The 17435-nt window shown below is 73.8% G+C and carries 19 protein-coding genes; 14 read left to right on the top strand and 5 right to left on the bottom strand.

The window, feature by feature from the left end; genetic code table 11:
* Positions 1–40: 40 nt before the first annotated feature.
* Together mscL and ACN26Y_RS06200 are read right to left on the bottom strand one after the other, a co-directional pair.
* On the bottom strand, positions 41–499 hold the full coding sequence (gene mscL / locus ACN26Y_RS06205) for a large conductance mechanosensitive channel protein MscL (protein WP_155329359.1): 459 nt from the start codon (positions 497–499) through the stop codon (positions 41–43).
* A gap of 39 nt (positions 500–538) precedes the next feature.
* The gene (locus ACN26Y_RS06200) at positions 539–1222 is read right to left on the bottom strand and encodes a FadR/GntR family transcriptional regulator (protein ID WP_155329358.1); all 684 of its coding nucleotides are present in this window, start codon (positions 1220–1222) and stop codon (positions 539–541) included.
* A gap of 284 nt (positions 1223–1506) precedes the next feature.
* On the opposite strand from ACN26Y_RS06200, the gene ACN26Y_RS06195 reads away from it, so the two are divergent.
* Positions 1507–2709, top strand: a complete 1203-nt coding sequence (locus tag ACN26Y_RS06195; RefSeq protein WP_155333955.1) for an MFS transporter — start codon at positions 1507–1509, stop codon at positions 2707–2709.
* Here the strand turns inward: ACN26Y_RS06195 and ACN26Y_RS06190 are convergent.
* A complete protein-coding gene (locus tag ACN26Y_RS06190; RefSeq protein ID WP_155329357.1) occupies positions 2706–3062 on the bottom strand; it encodes an STAS domain-containing protein in 357 nt (118 codons plus the stop codon). The genes ACN26Y_RS06195 and ACN26Y_RS06190 overlap by 4 nt on opposite strands.
* 163 nt (positions 3063–3225) lie before the next feature.
* Between ACN26Y_RS06190 and ACN26Y_RS06185 the strand changes: the two genes are divergently transcribed.
* The 6 genes from ACN26Y_RS06185 to ACN26Y_RS06160 are packed head-to-tail and all read left to right on the top strand — an operon-like array spanning position 3226 to position 8815.
* A complete protein-coding gene (locus ACN26Y_RS06185; RefSeq protein ID WP_155329356.1) occupies positions 3226–4086 on the top strand; it encodes an STAS domain-containing protein in 861 nt (286 codons plus the stop codon).
* Positions 4086–4499 (top strand): STAS domain-containing protein, encoded by a 414-nt coding sequence (locus ACN26Y_RS06180; RefSeq protein WP_155329355.1) that lies wholly within the window; start codon positions 4086–4088, stop codon positions 4497–4499. Before ACN26Y_RS06185 ends, ACN26Y_RS06180 begins: the two co-directional genes overlap by 1 nt.
* Positions 4496–4915, top strand: a complete 420-nt coding sequence (locus ACN26Y_RS06175) for an ATP-binding protein (RefSeq protein WP_155329354.1) — start codon at positions 4496–4498, stop codon at positions 4913–4915. Before ACN26Y_RS06180 ends, ACN26Y_RS06175 begins: the two co-directional genes overlap by 4 nt.
* Positions 4912–5928 carry a SpoIIE family protein phosphatase gene (locus ACN26Y_RS06170; RefSeq protein WP_155329353.1) on the top strand — a complete coding sequence of 339 codons (1017 nt, stop codon included), beginning with the start codon at positions 4912–4914 and terminating at the stop codon, positions 5926–5928. Before ACN26Y_RS06175 ends, ACN26Y_RS06170 begins: the two co-directional genes overlap by 4 nt.
* Positions 5925–7274 carry a sensor histidine kinase gene (locus ACN26Y_RS06165; protein ID WP_155329352.1) on the top strand — a complete coding sequence of 450 codons (1350 nt, stop codon included), beginning with the start codon at positions 5925–5927 and terminating at the stop codon, positions 7272–7274. Before ACN26Y_RS06170 ends, ACN26Y_RS06165 begins: the two co-directional genes overlap by 4 nt.
* Before the next feature lie 2 nt (positions 7275–7276).
* Positions 7277–8815, top strand: coding sequence for a SpoIIE family protein phosphatase (locus ACN26Y_RS06160; protein ID WP_422734455.1), 1539 nt, complete (start codon positions 7277–7279; stop codon positions 8813–8815).
* A gap of 407 nt (positions 8816–9222) precedes the next feature.
* On the opposite strand, the gene ACN26Y_RS06155 is transcribed toward ACN26Y_RS06160, so the two are convergent.
* Positions 9223–10059: a helix-turn-helix domain-containing protein gene (locus tag ACN26Y_RS06155; RefSeq protein WP_155329350.1), complete on the bottom strand. Its 837-nt coding sequence runs from the start codon at positions 10057–10059 to the stop codon at positions 9223–9225.
* Between the two features lie 31 nt (positions 10060–10090).
* Between ACN26Y_RS06155 and ACN26Y_RS06150 the strand changes: the two genes are divergently transcribed.
* From ACN26Y_RS06150 to ACN26Y_RS06125, 6 genes are all read left to right on the top strand, one after another.
* Positions 10091–10666 carry a TIGR03086 family metal-binding protein gene (locus tag ACN26Y_RS06150; protein WP_155329349.1) on the top strand — a complete coding sequence of 192 codons (576 nt, stop codon included), beginning with the start codon at positions 10091–10093 and terminating at the stop codon, positions 10664–10666.
* A 79-nt stretch (positions 10667–10745) separates the two neighbouring features.
* Complete coding sequence (locus ACN26Y_RS06145; RefSeq protein ID WP_155329348.1) at positions 10746–11282, top strand: PadR family transcriptional regulator; 537 nt, start codon at positions 10746–10748, stop codon at positions 11280–11282.
* A complete protein-coding gene (locus ACN26Y_RS06140; RefSeq protein ID WP_422734454.1) occupies positions 11279–11980 on the top strand; it encodes an ABC transporter ATP-binding protein in 702 nt (233 codons plus the stop codon). The genes ACN26Y_RS06145 and ACN26Y_RS06140 overlap by 4 nt, the downstream gene beginning before the upstream one ends.
* Positions 11977–13521: an FtsX-like permease family protein gene (locus ACN26Y_RS06135; RefSeq protein ID WP_155329346.1), complete on the top strand. Its 1545-nt coding sequence runs from the start codon at positions 11977–11979 to the stop codon at positions 13519–13521. The genes ACN26Y_RS06140 and ACN26Y_RS06135 overlap by 4 nt, the downstream gene beginning before the upstream one ends.
* 104 nt (positions 13522–13625) lie before the next feature.
* Positions 13626–14057, top strand: a complete 432-nt coding sequence (locus ACN26Y_RS06130) for a hypothetical protein (protein WP_422734453.1) — start codon at positions 13626–13628, stop codon at positions 14055–14057.
* 3 nt (positions 14058–14060) lie between these two features.
* Positions 14061–16178 (top strand): bifunctional polysaccharide deacetylase/glycosyltransferase family 2 protein, encoded by a 2118-nt coding sequence (locus tag ACN26Y_RS06125; protein ID WP_155329344.1) that lies wholly within the window; start codon positions 14061–14063, stop codon positions 16176–16178.
* A 72-nt stretch (positions 16179–16250) separates the two neighbouring features.
* Here ACN26Y_RS06125 and ACN26Y_RS06120 read toward each other — a convergent pair whose 3' ends face one another.
* Positions 16251–16430 (bottom strand): hypothetical protein, encoded by a 180-nt coding sequence (locus ACN26Y_RS06120; RefSeq protein WP_155329343.1) that lies wholly within the window; start codon positions 16428–16430, stop codon positions 16251–16253.
* Between the two features lie 41 nt (positions 16431–16471).
* Between ACN26Y_RS06120 and ACN26Y_RS06115 the strand changes: the two genes are divergently transcribed.
* A complete protein-coding gene (locus ACN26Y_RS06115; RefSeq protein WP_422734452.1) occupies positions 16472–17416 on the top strand; it encodes a threonine ammonia-lyase in 945 nt (314 codons plus the stop codon).
* Positions 17417–17435: the final 19 nt, after the last annotated feature.

Genomic DNA, 17435 nt, shown 5'->3' with positions numbered 1-17435 from the left:
CCGCGGGATTCCCGCGAGGGCCGTTGTGCGTCTGCCGCGTTCAGTACCGGGTGGGCGGTTCTTCCCGCCGGCCGAGCACGTCGTCGAGAGCGCCGCGCTGCTGGGCGGGGGTGCTCCGGCCGGCCGCGACCAGGGCGTCGCGGATCTCGGTGAGCAGCTTGACCTCCTCGCTGGGCGCGGCCGGCGGCGGCTCCTCGCCCCGCCTGCGGCGCTCGGCGAGCCGGTTCATCGGGTAGACGACCAGGAAGTACAGCACTGCGGCGGTGAGCACGAAGGTGATCAGGGCGTTGATGAACGCGGCCCAGTCGAAGGCCTGTCCGCCGATCTTCCACTTGCCGGCGCTGAGTGCGGAACCCCCGCCGAGCAGCTTGATGAGCGGTTCCAGGAACGACTTGGTGAGCTGGGTGACCACGCCGGTGAACGCGGCACCGATGACGATGCCGACCGCCAGGTCGACGACGTTGCCGCGCATGATGAAGTCTTTGAAGCCCTTGAGCATCCGTACTCCCGAGGTGTCCGGTCTTCCGTCCGGCACAACCTATGCCCGGGGCGGCGGCTCCAGAAAAGCGCCCGCTTCGATCGCCGCCCGCTCGGGGTCGCCGGCCCGGATCGCGTCCACCAGCCGGGAGTGGTCGACGTGCCGCTCCGGGACCAGCGCGCCGGCCATCGCGGCCGCGAGGGTGCTGCGCAGGGCCGTGCCGACCGAGGCGTAGAGCTCGGCGAGCATGCCGTTGTGCGCGGCGGCGACGACCGCGGTGTGCAGCGCGGCGTCGGCCTCCACGAACTCGTCGACCCGGCCGCCGCGCCAGGCCGCCTCGCGGGCGGCGAGCGCGCCGTCGAGCGCCGCCAGGTCCTCGGGGGTACGCCGCAGCGCGGCCAGCCGCGCCGCCTCCACCTCGAACGCGCGCCGCACCTCGACGACCTCCGCCATCCGGTCGTCGGTGAGCCGGCGGGCCACCACCGGGGCCAGCTCGTCGGTCGACACCACGTACGTCCCCGAGCCCTGCCGGCACTCCAGCACCCCGGCGTGCACCAGGGCGCGGACCGCCTCGCGGACGGTGTTGCGCCCCACGCCGAGGGCCGCCACCAGCTGCGGCTCGGTCGGGATGCGGCCGCCTACCGGCCACTCCCCGCCGAGGATCCGCTCCCGGAGCTGGGCGATCGTCTCCTGCACGCGCCGGCCGCGCGGCGGCACGGCGACGGAATCAGTCACCGGTGGCACTGGTTACAACCCCTGCCGAAAATTCATCCCATGATTGTAGGTTCGACCGCATGACCCCGCCACCGCCGCCCACCGCCTCCACGAGCGTCCCCATCCCCGCCGCCCCCACCGCCCCCACCTCCGGCAGGAGGCCGCACTTTCCCCGAAAGAGCGGCCACCGGAGCACGGTAGGCAGCACTTTCCCCGAAGTTGCGGGTGGTGCGGGCACGGGTGGTGCGGGCGCGGGTGGTGCGGCCACGGGTGGTGCGGGTGCGGGTGGTGCGGGTGCGGGTGGTGCGGGCGCTATGGAGGTGGGCGGCGCGGTACGTGGCGGTCTGCTCGTGCTGGTCGGGATGCTGCTGGTCGCGGTGAACCTGCGGGCCGTGGTCACCAGCCTCGGCGCGCTGCTCGACGAGGTGCGGACCGGGCTCGGGCTCTCCGGGACGATGGCCGGCCTGGTCACCACGCTGCCCACGATCGCGTTCGCCGGGCTGGGCGCCCTCACCCCGTGGCTGGTCCGCCGCGTCGCCCCGGCCCGGGTGCTGGTGGTCGCCATGGCCGCGCTCGCCGCCGGCCAGGTGCTGCGGGCGGTCACCGGCTCGGCGTTGGTCTTCGTGCTCACCAGCGCGCTCGCGCTGGCCGGGATCGCGGTGGCGAACATCCTGCTGCCGATGCTGGTCAAGCAGCACTTCCCGCACCGCACCGGGCTGGTCACCGGGGCGTACACGATGGCCCTGACCGCCGGCACGACGGTGGCCGCCGCCTCCGCGGTGCCGATCGCGCACGCCTTCGGCTCGTGGCGGGTCGGGCTCGGCGTCTGGGCCGGGCTGGCCGCGGTGGCCGTACTCCCGTGGGTGCCCCTGGCGCTACGGGCCCGCGCCGCCGCGCGGCGGGCGACCCCGACGGCGAGCGCCGCCCCCCGGCTCCGGATCCGGCCGGCGCGGACCCGGCTGGGCTGGGCGATGGCGGTGTACTTCGGTGCGCAGTCGCTGAGCGGGTACGCGATCATGGGCTGGCTGGCGCAGCTGTTCCGGGACGCCGGCTACCAACCGGAGGCGGCGGGGCTGCTGCTGGCCGGGGTGACCGCCCTGGGAGTGCCGATCGCGCTGCTCATGCCGACGCTGGCCGGACGGATGCGGACACTGCGGCCGCTGGTGCTGTCGTTGACGGCCGCGTCGACGCTCGCCTACCTGGGGCTGGCGCTGTCCCCGCACGACGGCGCGCTGCTCTGGGTGACCCTGCTGGCCCTCGGCCAGGGAGCTTTCCCGCTGATCCTCACGACCATCGGGCTGCGGGCGCGCACCGCCGAGGGGACGGTGGCGCTGTCGGCGTTCGCGCAGAGCACCGGCTACGTCATCGCGGCGCTCGGGCCGTTGCTGGTCGGGGTCCTCTACGAGGCCACCGGTGGCTGGGCGGCGCCGATCGGGTTCCTGCTGGTCGCCCTGACGGTGCAGACCGGTGCGGGTCTGCTCATCGCCCGTCCCCGGTACGTCGAGGACGAGGCTTAGGAGGAGGCGGGAGTAGGGTCGCCGGCGACGGCCTGCTCGACCGTCGGGTACGTCTGCAGCACCTCGACGAGCCCGCTGACCTCCAGAATGCGCAGTACGCCCCGCTGCGGGGCGGCCAGCCGGACGACGCCGCCGGCCTCGTCGCAGCTGTTCTTGGCGCGGACGAAGACGGACAACCCGGTGGAGTCGCAGAACGAGACCTCGGCCAGGTCGAAGACCAGCCGGCTACGGCCCTTGTCCAGCAGGTCGGTGATCTGGTCCTGCAACTTGGGTGCGGTCGCCATGTCCAGTTCGCCCGCGACCGACACGACGACGACATCGCCGCGCTGTTCCGTGTGCACCGTCAAGGACATTCGCCAGACCTCCCGTTATCGGGGAAACGGTATCCCACGATCGGGGTGCCACGCAGATCGGGAGCCGATGTCCTGAGGCGCCCGTCATTCCTTTGCACCGTGACAAGTAGTTGACGGGTGTGCGGTGATAGAGTCCGCCCGGTCCAGGCTGAGGGGGTTTGCCATGGCGTTGAGCGCCGAGGAGAGCAGTCGACTGGCGGGTCTGTTGACCAGCCACGGCGACCAGGTCACACAGCGGTGGACGGAGGTCGTCACCGACTCGCTGCGGGGGCGGCTCAGCCAGGCCGAGCTGCGCCGGCAGGTACAGGAGCTGTACCGCAGCCTCGTGGCGGTGAGTGAGCAGGGCGCCCTCGACCTGGAGACCGAGCCGGCGGCCGAGCTGCGGGCGGTTCTCGCCGAGCTGTCCCACAACCGCGCCCGGCAGGGCTTCTCCGCCACCGAGACGGCGGTCAGCGTGTTCGCCCTCAAGGAGGTCCTGCTGGAGCTGCTGGACGCCGAGCGGAGCGACACCGCACTCCGCGACTTCGTGGCGTTCTCCGCCCTGGTCGACCAGATGGGCCTGTTCACCTTCGAGAGCTTCGTCCGCACCCGCGAGAGCCTGATCGCCGACCAGGCCGAGCAACTGCTGGAGCTGTCCACCCCGGTGGTGAAGCTGTGGGAGGGCGTGGTCGCCGTCCCGCTGGTCGGCACCCTCGACTCCGCCCGCGCCCAGGTGGTGATGGAGCGGCTGCTGCAGACCCTCGTCGACACCGGCTCGCCGTACGCGATCATCGACATCACCGGTGTGCCGGCGGTGGACACCCAGGTCGCCCAGCACATCCTCAAGACCGTGGTGGCCGCCCGGCTGATGGGCGCCGACTGCATCATCTCCGGCATCCGCCCGCAGATCGCGCAGACCATCGTTGCTCTGGGCATCGAGTTCGGCGACATCGCCACGAAGGCCAGTCTCGCCGACGCGCTGCGGCACGTGCTTCGGCTCACCGGGGTCGAGGCCAGCCGCCGCACGACCCGCCGGGAGATCTGATGGAGCGGGTGCCGATTCTCAAGATCGGCGACATCCTGCTGGTGTCGATCCAGGTCGACATGTCCGACCAGACGGCCGTCCAGCTCCAGGAGGACCTGGCCGAGCGGATCGTCGCCACCGGCTGCCACGGCGTGGTCATCGACATCACCGCCCTGGACATCGTGGACTCGTTCGTCGGGCGGATGCTCTCCACCATCGCGTCGATCTCGAAGGTGCTCGACGCCGAGACGGTGGTCGTCGGGATGCGGCCCGCGGTCGCCATCACCCTCGTCGAGTTGGGGCTGTCACTGAACGGGATCCGCACCGCCCTGAACGTCGAACGGGGCATGGAGTTGATCGCGCGGGCACGCGCCGACGATTACGCCGAGGACCTCGACGACGAACCGGACTCCGAGACGACGGCCTCGCCGTGACGACGGGCCTGGAGCTGGGCCAGCCGCAGGCGCAGGCGATCCACAGCGACGAGGACGTCGTCCGGGTCCGCCAGTTGGTGCGGACGGTCGCGGTCGCGGTCAAGCTCTCCCTGGTCGACCAGACGAAGGTGGTCACCGCGGCGAGCGAACTGGCCCGCAACACCCTCGTCTACGGCGGCGGCGGCACGGTCGAGGTGGCCACCGTCGACAACGGCAGGCGGCGCGGTGTCCGGATCGTCTTCGCCGACACCGGCCCCGGCATCGCCGACCTCGACCTGGCCCTCACCGACGGCTACACCACGGGCGGCGGGCTCGGTCTCGGCCTGAGCGGCGCCCGCCGGCTGGTGGACGAGTTCGACATCCGCACCGGCCCGGGCGAGGGCACCACGGTCACGGTCATCAAGTGGTCCCGATGACCGGCGACGCGGTCTCCGACCGCGGCGACTGGTTCCGGGTCGAGGCCGGCAGCACCGCCAGCGCCGTACGGCGGGCGGCCGAGCGGCTCGGCACCGAGCTGGGCCTCAGCCCGGCCCGCACCGCCGACCTCGCCATCGTCGCCGCCGAGCTGACCAGCAACCTGGTCAAGCACGCGGACGGGGGGATGCTGCTGCTCCGGCCGGTCCGGGCCGAGCGAGAGGCCGGCGTGGAGCTGGTCGCCGTGGACACCGGCCCGGGCATGGCCGACCTTACCGTCTCCTCCCGGGACGGCCACTCCACCACCGGCACGCTCGGCATCGGCCTCGGCGCGATCGCCCGGCAGGCGACCTGGTTCGACGCGTACTCCCGGCCGGGCCGCGGCACCGTGCTCGCCGTGCAGGTGTGGCCGCCGGAGGCCCGGCCCGGGCCTCGGTGGGTCGGTGCGCTCACCCGTCCCCTCACCGGGGAGTCGGTCAGCGGCGACGGGTACGCCTGGCGGATCGTCGAGGGCCGGCGTCAGCTGCTCACCTGTGACGGCCTGGGGCACGGGCCGCTCGCGGCCGCGGCCACCGGAGCCGCGATCGACGCGTTCCACCGGGCTCCCGCCGCGTCGCCCACCGCGGTCGTCCAGCACCTCCACCGGTCCATCACACACACCCGGGGTGCCGCGCTCGCGGTCGCCGAACCCGATCCCACCACCGGCATGCTCCGGTACGCCGGCGTGGGGAACATCGCCGGCGTGATCGTCACGGCGGACGGACGGCGGCGCGGTCTCGTGTCCCTGCCCGGCATCGTCGGGCACCAGCGCCCGATGGTCCGCGAGTACGAGTACCCCTTCCCACCCGATTCGCTGCTCGTGATGCACAGTGACGGGGTGGTGGATCGCTGGCAGCTCGACGACTACCCGGGTCTCGCCGGGCGGTCGCCCCTCGTGGTGGCCGCGACCGTTCTGCGGGACGCCGGCATCCGCCGCGACGACGCGTGCGTCCTGGTTGCCCGGGGGGAGCCGTGACCGCGCCGCTGCTGCAGATGGGGCTGCGCGTCGAGCACGACATCTTCGTCGTCCGGCAGCGGGGCCGGGAGGTCGCGGCGGCCGTCGGCCTGGAGCACCAGGACCAGGTACGCGTCGCCACCGCGCTCAGCGAGGTTGCCCGTGACCTGCTGCGGGCCGTCGGCGGGGCGGACGTGACGTTCTCCGCTGTTCCCGACGCCGTTGACGGTGTGCACCACCTCAGGATCGACCTCGCCCCGGTCGGGCGGCTCCCCGGTGGCCGGTACGAGCCGCAGTCGGGCACCGTGGCGCGTCTGGTGGACACGCTGGACGTGGTGGCCCGGGAGGGGGATACGGTCGTGAGGATGTCCCGACGTGTCCCCGTCGCCGCCGCGGCGCTGACCCCCGAGCGCCTCGCCGAGCTGCGCGCCGCACTCGCGGTCAGCGCGCCCGGCAGTGCCCTGGACGAGTTGGCCGCGCAGAACGAGCAGCTCATCGCCGCGCTCGACGAGGTACGCACGCAGCGCGACGAGCTCGCTGTGCTCAACGAGGAACTGGCTGAGACCAACCGCGGGGTGATGGCGCTCTACAACCAGCTCACGGAGGAGCTGGAGGAGACCAACCGGGGCGTGGTGGCCCTCTACGGTGAACTGGACGAGAAGTCGGCCCAGCTGCGCGCGGCGAGCGAGTCGAAGAGCCGGTTCCTCGCCAACGTCAGCCACGAGCTGCGGGCGCCGGTCACCGCGATCATCGGGCTCGCCCGGCTGCTGGCCGACTCCGCCTCCGACCCGCTGACCGCCGAGCAGGCCCGGCAGGTCGGGCTGATCCGCTCGTCCGCGGCCGACCTGCTGGCTCTGGTCAACGAGCTGCTGGACCTGGCCAAGGCCGAGTCCGGGCGGATCGAGCCGGACTGGGCGGAGGTGGACCTGCGGCCGATCTTCGGTCAACTGCGCGGCACGTTGCGGGCGCTCGCCACCCGCCCGGGAGTCGAGCTCGTGGTGGAGGAGCCTCCCGCCCCGGCCACCCTGCGTTCCGACGCGGTGCTGCTCGCTCAGGTGCTGCGCAACCTGCTGCACAACGGGCTCAAGTTCACCGAGCGCGGCGAGGTGCGGCTGCGCGCCCGGCGCGCCGACGACCGCTGGCTGCTCCAGGTGTCGGACACCGGCCTGGGTATCGCCCCGGAGCTGCACGACCGGATCTTCGAGGAGTTCTACCAGGTCCCCGGCGCCACCCGGGTCGGTGGCACCGGCCTCGGCCTGCCGTACGCGCGGCGCCTGGTCACGCTGCTCGGCGGCGAGCTGGAGGTGACCAGCACGCCCGGCGTGGGCAGCACCTTCACCGTCTCCCTGCCCGTGGGCGGAGTCTGACCGTGGACGGCGGTCCCGCGACCGTCCTGGTGGTTGACGACAGTCGCACCAAGCGGTACCTGCTGGTGAGCTGGCTCTCCCGGGCCGGCTTCACGGTGCTGGAGGCGGAGACCGGTGGGGAGGCGCTGGCGCGGGTCGAAGTGGACCGGATCGACCTGGTGGTGCTCGACGTCCGCCTGCCCGACCTCAGCGGGTTCGAGGTATGCGAGCGAATCAAGGCGGACCATCCGGCCATACCGGTGATCCACGTGTCGGCTCACGCCGTGGACGTGGTGGACCGGGCGCAGGGGCTCACCCGGGGCGCGGACGCGTACCTGGCCGAGCCGATCGAGCCGGACGAACTGGTCGCCACCGCACATGCCGTTTTGCGTTACTACCAGGCCCGGCATCGGGCGGAACTGCTCGCCGAACGGCTGCTCGGGCTCGCCGACACCACGGTCGCGGTGCACGCCGCACCGAACTTCGCCCGGCTGCTGGAGGAGGCGGCCGCCGGTGCCGCGCAGATCTTCCGGTGCCCGGCCGCCGTGATCGCCGAGACCTTCGACGGCGACTGCCTGGCCGGCGTCGCCGCGGGGCCGAGCGCCGGGGCGGGCATCGTGCCGTGGGTCGTCGACGACTCGGGCATACCGACCGGAGCCACCGTCCGCGTGGACGACCCGGCCCGGTGGGGACTGGTCGACTGGCCGGCCGGCGACACGGTGACGGTGGCCGCCGCTCGGCTGCGCGAGGACCGGGCCCCGCTGTACGTGGTGGTGCCGACCGCCACGCAGACCGCCCGTACGCCGGTGCTGGTGCAGCTCGCCCAGGCCGTCGCGGCGGCGGTGGAGGCGCAGCGCTCCTTCGACGAGGAGCACCGCATCGCCGTCACCCTGCAGCGCAGCCTGCTGCCCCGCCGGATCCCGGAGATCGCCGGGCTCGACCTGGCCGTCCGCTACGAGCCGGCGAGCGCCCAGACCGAGGTGGGTGGGGACTTCTACGAGCTGGTGATGCTCGACGGCCACCTGCTGCTCGCCATCGGGGACGTGGCCGGGCACTCGCTGCACGCGGCGACCGTGATGGCCGAGCTGCGACATGCCGTACGCGCGTACGCGGTCGAGGGGCACCAGCCCGGCGAGATCCTGCACCGGGTGAACGAGCTGATGCGGACGCTGCTCCCGGCGGAGCTGGCGACGATCTGCGTCCTGCTGCTGCACCCCGGCACCGGCCACATCCGCATGGCCACCGCCGGCCATCTGCCGCCGCTGCTCCACGCGGACGGCCGGGTGGAGTTCGTGCAGCAGAGCGCCCCGCTGCTCGGGGTCCGCGCCCAGCGGCCCGCGGACCTGGAGTTCGTGCTGCCGCACGGCGCCACCCTGGTCTTCTACACCGACGGCCTCATCGAGCGGCGGGACGCCACCATCGACGACGGGCTGAGCGCCCTGGCGGCCGCCGCCACCCGGATCGACGACGACCTGGACCACTTCTGCGCGCGGCTGCTCGTGGAGTTGGCCCCGCCCGAGATCCACGACGACGTGGCCGTGGTGGCCCTCCGCCGCCGCTGACCCGCGCCGCCCGTCGCCCGGCTGTCACCGGCCAGGGCGCTCGCCGCAGAGGCTCGGCGTCGCCGGCCGCCACTGAAGGTCACGTCCGGTCGGTGTCACTGTGGGTGACATGTGTTCCACGCCCGCGGATGACGCCGCGCTCCTTTGCTCTGCTTACACATACGCACGAGTCGGTTGAGCTGGGGCGCAGGCCCCAGCGCGTGAAGGAGTGGCACCTGCCGTGCTTGCCCTCCGTTACCAATGCGTCCGTTGAAGCAGAGCAAAGGACACCAGGGCCTGCCGAGTGGTGCGGCGAGGCGTGACCGAGAGTAACCTCCACCAGGTCGTCGGGGACGATCGTCCGGAACGGAAGAGCGTCAGCGGCAAATGGTGGTCCCGCGACGTCCACGGTGGGACGTGCGGTCGGGTCAGGTGAGCGAGCGGGCGTACCCGGCCGGGGTGCGGCCGGTGACCGCGCTGAACTCGCGGACCAGGTGGGACTGGTCGCTGTAGCCGAGGTCGGCGGCGAGACGCGCCCAGTCGAGAGGGCCGCCGGCCGCCTGCTCGATGGCCTCCTGGAGGCGGTAGCGGCGGATCACCCACTTCGGGCCGACGCCCACGTGCGCCAGGAACAGCCGTTGCAGGCGGCGGACCGAGGTGCCGTGGCGGCGGGCGACGTCGTCGACCCGGACCACCGTACGGTCGCCGCGGATCGATTCCACCAGGTCGATCACCTCGTCGTTGACCGGGTCCGGCTCGGGCGCCCAGCCGGTGAGCAGAGCGTCCAGCGTGCGGCAGCGCTCGGCGTCCGTACCCCCGCAGCGGCCGGCGTGGGACGGGCCGGCGCCGGCGCTCACCAGGGCGGCTGCCGGCGGCCAGCGGTCGGCCAGCGTGGGAAACGGCCAGCGACCGCCGGTCAGCTCGGCCACGGATCCGCGCCAGAACGGATGGAAGCCGCCGGGCCGGAACTGCACCCCGCTGACCCGCCCGCTGCCGACGAGGGTGACCGTGAAGAGTTCCCGCCCCACCCCGGCGACCTCGCCGGTCTCCGGGCCGTCGCCGTCGCGGCGGAACACCACGTTCACGGCGGGATGCGGCACGATCTGCTGGGCGAACGGCTCGGTCAGGTCCCAGTCGATGAGCCAGTAGTGCTCCACCCAGCGACGCAGCACCGGGGCGGGCAGACGTCGGCGGAAGCCGACCGCCCGGCGCAGCCGCGCCGGGTCGAGGATGCCCCGGTCGTCCCCGCGCGGCCGCTGTCGCATTTCTTCAAGACCACCTTCATACGCTGGCCCTATGGCCACACACACTAGCGACCTCCTGGCGGCCGCCACCCCCCGAACCGTCGCCGTGGTGCGCGGCATCGCCGACGACCAGCTCGACCTGTCCACGCCGTGCGCGGAGTTCACGGTGCGCGACCTGCTGAACCACCTCTTCGAGGTGGTGGTGAACTTCCAGGAGCTGGCGGCCAGGCGCCCCGCCACGTGGGCCGACAAGCCCGACCACCTCAGCGACGGATGGCGAAACCGGTTCGAGACCGAGACGCGACGGTTGATCGACGCCTGGTCCGACCCGGCCAGCGTGTCGGGTGTGTCGCCGGGCATGGGGCTGCCGCAGGAGACGGTCGGCGGCATGGTGCTGCTGGACCTGACCGTGCACGGGTGGGACCTGGCCGTCGCGACGGGCCAGCCGTACGAGCCGGCGCCCGAGGCGGTGGGTGCCCTGCACGAGCTGGTCGAGCAGCTCGGCCCGCTACCCCGGAAGATGGGCGTCTTCGCGGAGGCCGTGTCCACCGCGCCCGGCGTGCCCGACGCGCACCGGCTCCTCGCCGCCACCGGCCGCGATCCCGCCTGGACGGGCACCGCCCGCTGACCTTCGCCGGTTCCGGCGGCGCGCCGCGCGTCGCCGGGACCGTTGACATTAGCTATTCACTCGATGAATAGTGACGGACGTGTCCACACCGCACGTCCTCCTCGGGCTGCTCGCCACCGGCACCAGGCACGGTTACGAGCTGAAACGCGCCCACGACGAGCGGTTGCCCCGCGCCCGGCCGCTGGGCTTCGGCCAGGTCTACGCCACCCTCGGCCGGCTGCAGCGCGACGGCCTGGTCACGGCCGCCGGGCAGGAACGCGACGGCGGTCCGGACCGCACGACGTACGCGCTCACCGGTGCGGGTCGCGCCGCGCTGGACCGCTGGCTCGGTGAGGTCGAGCCACCGATGCCGTACGTGGCCAGCACGCTCTTCGCGAAGGTCACCGTGGCGCTGCTGGTGGCCGACGTGGACCGGGCCCGGGCGTGGCTGATCGCCCAGCGGCGGGCCCACACCGATCGGCTGCGCGAGCTGACCGCCGCCAAGTCGGCGCCCACCGCCACCCTCGACGACGTCGTCGCCCTCGACTTCGCCATCGCCCACCTCGACGCCGACCTGCGGTGGTTGCACACCACCCTGGACCGGGTCGCCGACTGGCACCGGGAGGTGCACTCGTGACGCAACTTCAGGCTCGCGGTGTGGTCAAGGCGTACGGGCCCACACCCGCGCTGCGCGGGGTCACGGTCGACCTCGCGGAGGGGGAGATCGTCGCGGTGACGGGGCCGAGCGGCGGCGGGAAGTCGACGTTGCTGCACTGCCTGGCCGGCATCCTGCGCCCGGACGTGGGCGAGGTGACATGGCGCGGCCACCGAATCGACACCTGGTCCGAGGCGGCCCGGTCCCGGCTGCGGCGGACCGAGTTCGGCGTGCTGTTCCAGTTCGGTCAGCTCGTCGCCGAGTTGACCGCGGCGGAGAACGTCGCCCTGCCCCTGCTCCTCGCCGGCACGGGGCGGCGAGAGGCGCGGACGGCGGCGCTGACCTGGCTGGAGCGCCTCGGGGTGGCGGAACTCGCCGACACCCGGCCGGGCGAGATGTCGGGCGGCCAGCAGCAGCGCTGCGCCACCGCCCGCGCCCTGGTCACCGAGCCCCGGGTGCTCTTCGCCGACGAGCCGACGGGGGCGCTGGACACGCTCACCGGCGAGCAGGTGCTGACGCAGCTCGTGCGGCTCGCCCGCGAGCAGGGCACCGCGGTCGTGCTGGTGACGCACGAGCCGCGCGTCGCCGCGTACGCCGACCGGGAGATCGTTCTCCGCGACGGCCTCGTGGACCACACCGGCCTGGGCCTCGACGCGCCGCTGCTCGGGGAGCGGCGGTGAGGCCGGGCGCCGCGCTGCGTCTGGCCCTCGCGGGCACCCGCACCGACGCGGCGCGGGTGGCGCTGACCGCGCTCAGCGCCCTGCTGGCCACCCTCGCCGGGCTGGCCGCGTTGACCGTCCTCGCCATCCCGACCCCGTCGCACAGGTCGACCGGGCCGGGCACCGACTGGTCCGAGCAGGTCAGCAACAACTGGTCCGAGCAGTACAGCAACGCGCTGCTCCGGGAACCCGGCCTGCGCGGCGGTACGGCGTTCGCGCTGCTGCTGCTCACGATCCCGGTGCTGGCGCTGGCCGGCCAGTGCGCCCGACTCGGTGCGCCGGCCCGGGACCGGCGGCTCGCCGCCGTCCGGTTGGCCGGTGCCACGCCGGGCCAGGTGACCGGCCTCGCGGTGCTGGAGACCGGCCTGGCCAGCCTTCTCGGCACCGTGGTGGGGCTCGCGGTGTACCTGGGCGGCCGGGAGTTGCTGCACCGGCCCGACGGGCGGGGCCAACTCGCCCTGCCCACCGACGTACTGCCCCCGGCCGGCGCCGTGGCCGCCGTCGTGCTCGGGCTTCCGGTGGTCGCGGCCCTGGCCACCGCACTGATGCTGCGCCGGGTCACCACCACGCCGTTCGGGGTGGTGCGCCGGGTACGGGCCCGGGGACCGCGACCGTGGCCCGGCCTGCTGATCCTGGCCGGGCTCGCGGCGTTCAGCGCGATCCGGCCGCTGGGCCTCTGGTACGACCGGCGGTCGAGCGAACCGCCGGACTGGCTGCTGCCGGGCCTGCTGGTCACCGGTGGACTGGCCGCGATGATCGGCGTGGTGACCGGAGCCGGCTGGATCTCGTACACGGTCGGCCGGATCCTGCACCGGTGGGCGCGCCGCCCGGCCACGCTGCTGGCCGCCCGTCGCCTCACCGCCGACCCGTGGGCCGGCAGCCGCACCTTCGCCGCGCTGCTGGCGGCGGTGCTCCTCGGCGCCGGGGCCGCCGGGCTGCGAGCGCACTTCGAGGCCGCGCTCGTCCTCACCCGTCGGGTCGGCGGCGGTATGCGGGACGACCCCTTCTACCTCGACACGATGGACCTGGTGGACCTGACTGTCGCCGTGGCGATGCTGATCGCCGCCGGTGGGCTGGTGGTGGCCGTCGTCGAGGGTGTCACCGCCCGACGCCGGGCGTACGCGGCGCTGGTCGCCACCGGGGTGCCGCGCTCGACGCTGGGCCGGGCCATCGGTTGGCAGGCGCTCGCACCGGCCGTGCCCGCGATCGCCGTCGCACTCACCGTCGGGCTGCTGCTCGCCCGTGGCCTGTTCGGCACTCCGTCCGGCGGCGGTTACGAGCAGACGGTCTGCGACGCCGGGCCGCCGTGCGACGATCCCGCCACCCGGGCGGCGTACACCCGTACCGAGTGGGTGCCGGAGGTGACCGTGCCGCCCGCCGTACCGCTGGAGCAGCTCGCGGCGCTCGGCGGCGGCGCCCTGGCCGCGGTGCTGATGACGGTCGCGGCCGGCGTCCTCCTCCTGCGCACCAGCACGGTGGTGGAGGAGCTGCGGACGACCTGACCGCGTGTAACGCGCCGTTCCGGGCACACGCTGTTGCCACCGGAGGCCCGGCCGGCGGGCCCGGCGCCGGGGAATCGGCGCCCGTGGCAGCGGGAGAACTGCAGATGCACAACCAGCCGGGCGGACCGCCGCCGGTGTTCGTCGACCGGACGGGCCGGCGGCGCCGGCTCACCGTGATCGCCGGTACCGCGATGGGTCTCGGCCTGCTCACGAGCCTCGCCCTGATCCTGGCCGGTCTCTTCGTCGACTCGTCGGTCACGGTGCCCGGCTGGTCCGACGACCGCGCCCCGGTCGAGGCCGAGCTGGACGGCCGCGACGAACTGGGCGGCGCCTCGTCGGCGGCGCCCCGCCCGGAGCCGGCGACCAGCACCACCGTGCCGCGCCCGACGGCCACTCGCAGCACCGCACCGGCCACGCCGGCGACCAGTGCCACCCCCGCCGCCCGGCCGACCCCAGCAGACCAGCCGGGACAGGGCCAGGGCAACGGGCCGCGACCCACCGCGAAGCCGAGCCGCTCGCCGGGCAAGCCGAGCTGACAGGTGGCCCGGCACATTGCCCGCCGGGACCCGCGGGCGCACTGGTTCCTGCTCCTGCTCGGTGTGCTGCTGCTGCTCGCGGCACTCACCCTCAACGCGTTGGTCACCGGCCTGGCCGGTGGGTCCGGGCCGGCAGGTGACGGCCACGACGTCGCCGCGCCGGGTGTCCCGAAGGAGGTGACGACCGGCGGGCCGGTGCTGCGGTTGGATCGGGACGAGCCGGTGACCCGCGCGATGCCGGACCGTACCGTCGCGCTGACCTTCGACGACGGGCCCGATCCGCGCTGGACGCCGCAGGTGCTGGACGTGCTGCGCCGGCACGACGCGAAGGCGACCTTCTTCGTGGTCGGCGCCCGGGTCAACGAGCACCCCGATCTCGTCCGGCGGATGCTCGCCGAAGGGCACGAGATCGGCTCGCACACCTTCACCCACGCGCACCTGGGCGCCGCGTCGACCTGGCGCCGCGACCTGGAACTCTCCCTCACCCGCAAGGCGATCGCCGGCGCGACCGGTCGCGAGGTCACCCTGCTGCGCCCGCCGTTCTCCTCCGGGCCCGGGGAGCTGACCGGCCCGGAGTACGACGCGCTGCTCGCCGCCGCCGGCACCGGCCACGTCGCGGTCCTCGCCGACCGGGACACCAAGGACTGGCAGCGCCCGGGAGTCCCGGCGATCATCGAGGCGGCGACGCCGCAGCGGGGCCGCGGCGCGGTCGTCCTGATGCACGACGGCGGCGGGGACCGGTCGGAGACCGTCGCCGCACTGGAACGGCTGCTGCCCGACCTCACGAAACAGGGCTACCGGTTCACCACCGTCTCCGACGGCATCGAGGCGCCCGCCTCGATGGTGCCGACGAGCCTCGACAACCGGGTGAGCGGTACGGCGCTGCGGTGGACACAGACCGGTGCCCGCTGGGCGGCCGGCGCGATGGAGGCGCTGCTCGCCGTCGCGTTGGTGCTCGGACTGGCCCGGCTCGCCGTCCAGGTGGTCTGCGCGCAGCGCCACGTACGGCGGGTCCGCCGGCCGGCCCGCGGCCGGTACGCGGTCACCGAGCCGGTCTCGGTGATCGTGCCCGCGTACAACGAGGCGGCGAACATCGCGGCGACGGTGCGCTCCCTGGTCGCCAGCGCGTACCCGGCGCTGGAGGTGATCGTCGTGGACGACGGGTCCAGTGACGGCACCGCCGAGATCGTCGAACGGATGCGGCTGCGCGGCGTCCGGGTGGTCCGGCAGGCCAACGCCGGCAAGCCGGCCGCGCTGAACACCGGCATCCGGGCCGCCCGGGCGAACCTGCTGGTCCTCGTCGACGGGGACACCGTGTTCCAGCCGGACACCGTGTACCGGCTGGTGCAGGGCTTCGCCGACCCGACGGTCGGGGCGATCTCCGGCAACACGAAGGTCGCCAACCGGCGGCGGCTGCTCGGGCGCTGGCAGCACCTGGAGTACGTGATCGGCTTCAACCTCGACCGCCGGATGTACGACGTGCTGGAGTGCATGCCGACGATCCCGGGCGCGATCGGCGCGTTCCGCCGTGAGGTGCTGCTCGCCGTGGGTGGCGTCCCCGCCGACACGCTCGCCGAGGACACCGACCTGACCATGAAGGTGCTCCGGGCCGGCTGGCGGGTCGTCTACGAGGAGGCGGCCATCGCCTGGACCGAGGCGCCGTCGACGCTGCGCCAACTGTGGCGCCAGCGCTACCGCTGGTGCTACGGCACGATGCAGGCGATGTGGAAGCACCGGCACGCCCTGCGCGAGTCGGGTGCCGGCGGCCGGCTGGGCCGGCGTGGCCTGCCGTACCTGACCGTGTTCCAGATCGTGCTGCCGCTGGCCGCGCCGGCCGTGGACGTCTACGCGATCTACGGGCTGCTGTTCCTGCCGTGGACGACGCTCGTGCTGGCCTGGGCCGGGCTGCTCCTGCTCCAGGCGGCGACCGCCGGGTACGCCCTGCGGTTGGACCGGGAACGCCTCGGGCCGCTGTGGAGCCTGCCGTTCCAGCAGGTCGTCTACCGGCAGGTGATGTATCTGGTCGTGGTGCAGTCGGTGGTCACCGCGCTGATCGGGAACCGGCTGCGCTGGCAGCGCATGGTCCGTACCGGCGACGCCGCCGCGCTCCTGCGCGTGTAAGGAGGGGTCCCTTGTTAACGCCTCCGGTAGAGGAAGGGCCCCCTCTTGACACCGCCGATCCTGCACGGCGGCTCACCCACCGCTGAACAGGCCGGCCGAGAGCGCGAGCAGCGTGCCGACAGCACCGGAGCAGCAGCAGACCAGCAGGGCGGCGACCACCGCGAGGATGGCCCAGACCCGCCGGTCCCGCGCCGCCGCCCGCAGGCTCGACCGGGGTACGTCGTCCGCCGGCCCGTCGTCCCCCGTGCTCACGCCGGAAGTCTACGGTTCCGCGCACCGGGCAGGATGGGGCGATGGAGCTGGTGTCTCTCGACGACGTCCAGGTCGCCGCCGCGGACATCGCGGGCGTGGTCCTGCGTACCCCCTTGCTGCGGACCTGGTGGGACGCGGACCTGTGGTTGAAACCGGAGAGCCTGCAACCGGTGGGGTCGTTCAAGCTGCGGGGCGCGACGCACGCCGTCGCCCGACTGACCGCCGCCGAGCGGGCGCGCGGCGTCGTCACGCACTCGTCCGGCAACCACGGCCTGGCTCTGGCGTACGCGGCCCGCACCGCGGACGTACCCTGCCGGATCGTCGTCCCGGAGGGTGCCCCGGCGGTGAAGGTCGACCGGATCCGGGCGCTGGGCGTCGAGGTGATCACGGTGCCGCCGCCACGTCGAGGGCCGGAGGCGGAGGGGATCGCGGCGGAGACCGGGGCGGTGCTGGTGCCGCCGTTCGACGACCGGCGGATCATCGCCGGGCAGGGCACGATCGGCCTGGAGATCGTCGAGGACCTGCCCGACGTCGACGTGGTGCTGGTGCCGATCGGCGGGGGCGGGCTCTCGTCGGGCATCGCGACGGCGGTGACGGCGTTGCGTCCGGCAGCGACCGTGATCGGCGTCGAGCCGGACCTGGCCGCCGACACCCGCGACTCGCTGGCGGCCGGCTCGGTGGTGGTCTGGGGAGAGGAGCGCACCTACCGGACGATGGCCGACGGGCTGCGCCTACCGCCGTCCACGCTGATCCTCGCCCACCTGCGGGCCCGCCTCGACGGCATCGTCACCGTCACCGAGGAGGAGATCCGGGCGGCGATGGGCCGGCTCGTCCGGGACGCCCGGCTGGTGGTGGAGCCGAGCGCGGCGGTGGCGGTCGCGGCACGGCTGTTCCACGCCTCCGAGCTGCCGGGCGGACGTACGGTCGCCGTGGTGACCGGCGGCAACGTCGATCCGGCGGTGCTGGCGTCCGTGCTCGGGTGTTAGGAAGGGCCCCCTGTACAAC

It is taken from the genome of Micromonospora sp. WMMD558, from assembly GCF_049315255.1.
Classification (GTDB): domain Bacteria; phylum Actinomycetota; class Actinomycetes; order Mycobacteriales; family Micromonosporaceae; genus Micromonospora.
Note: the sequence above shows the minus strand (reverse complement) of the source record. Positions and strands in the feature narration are given on the sequence as shown.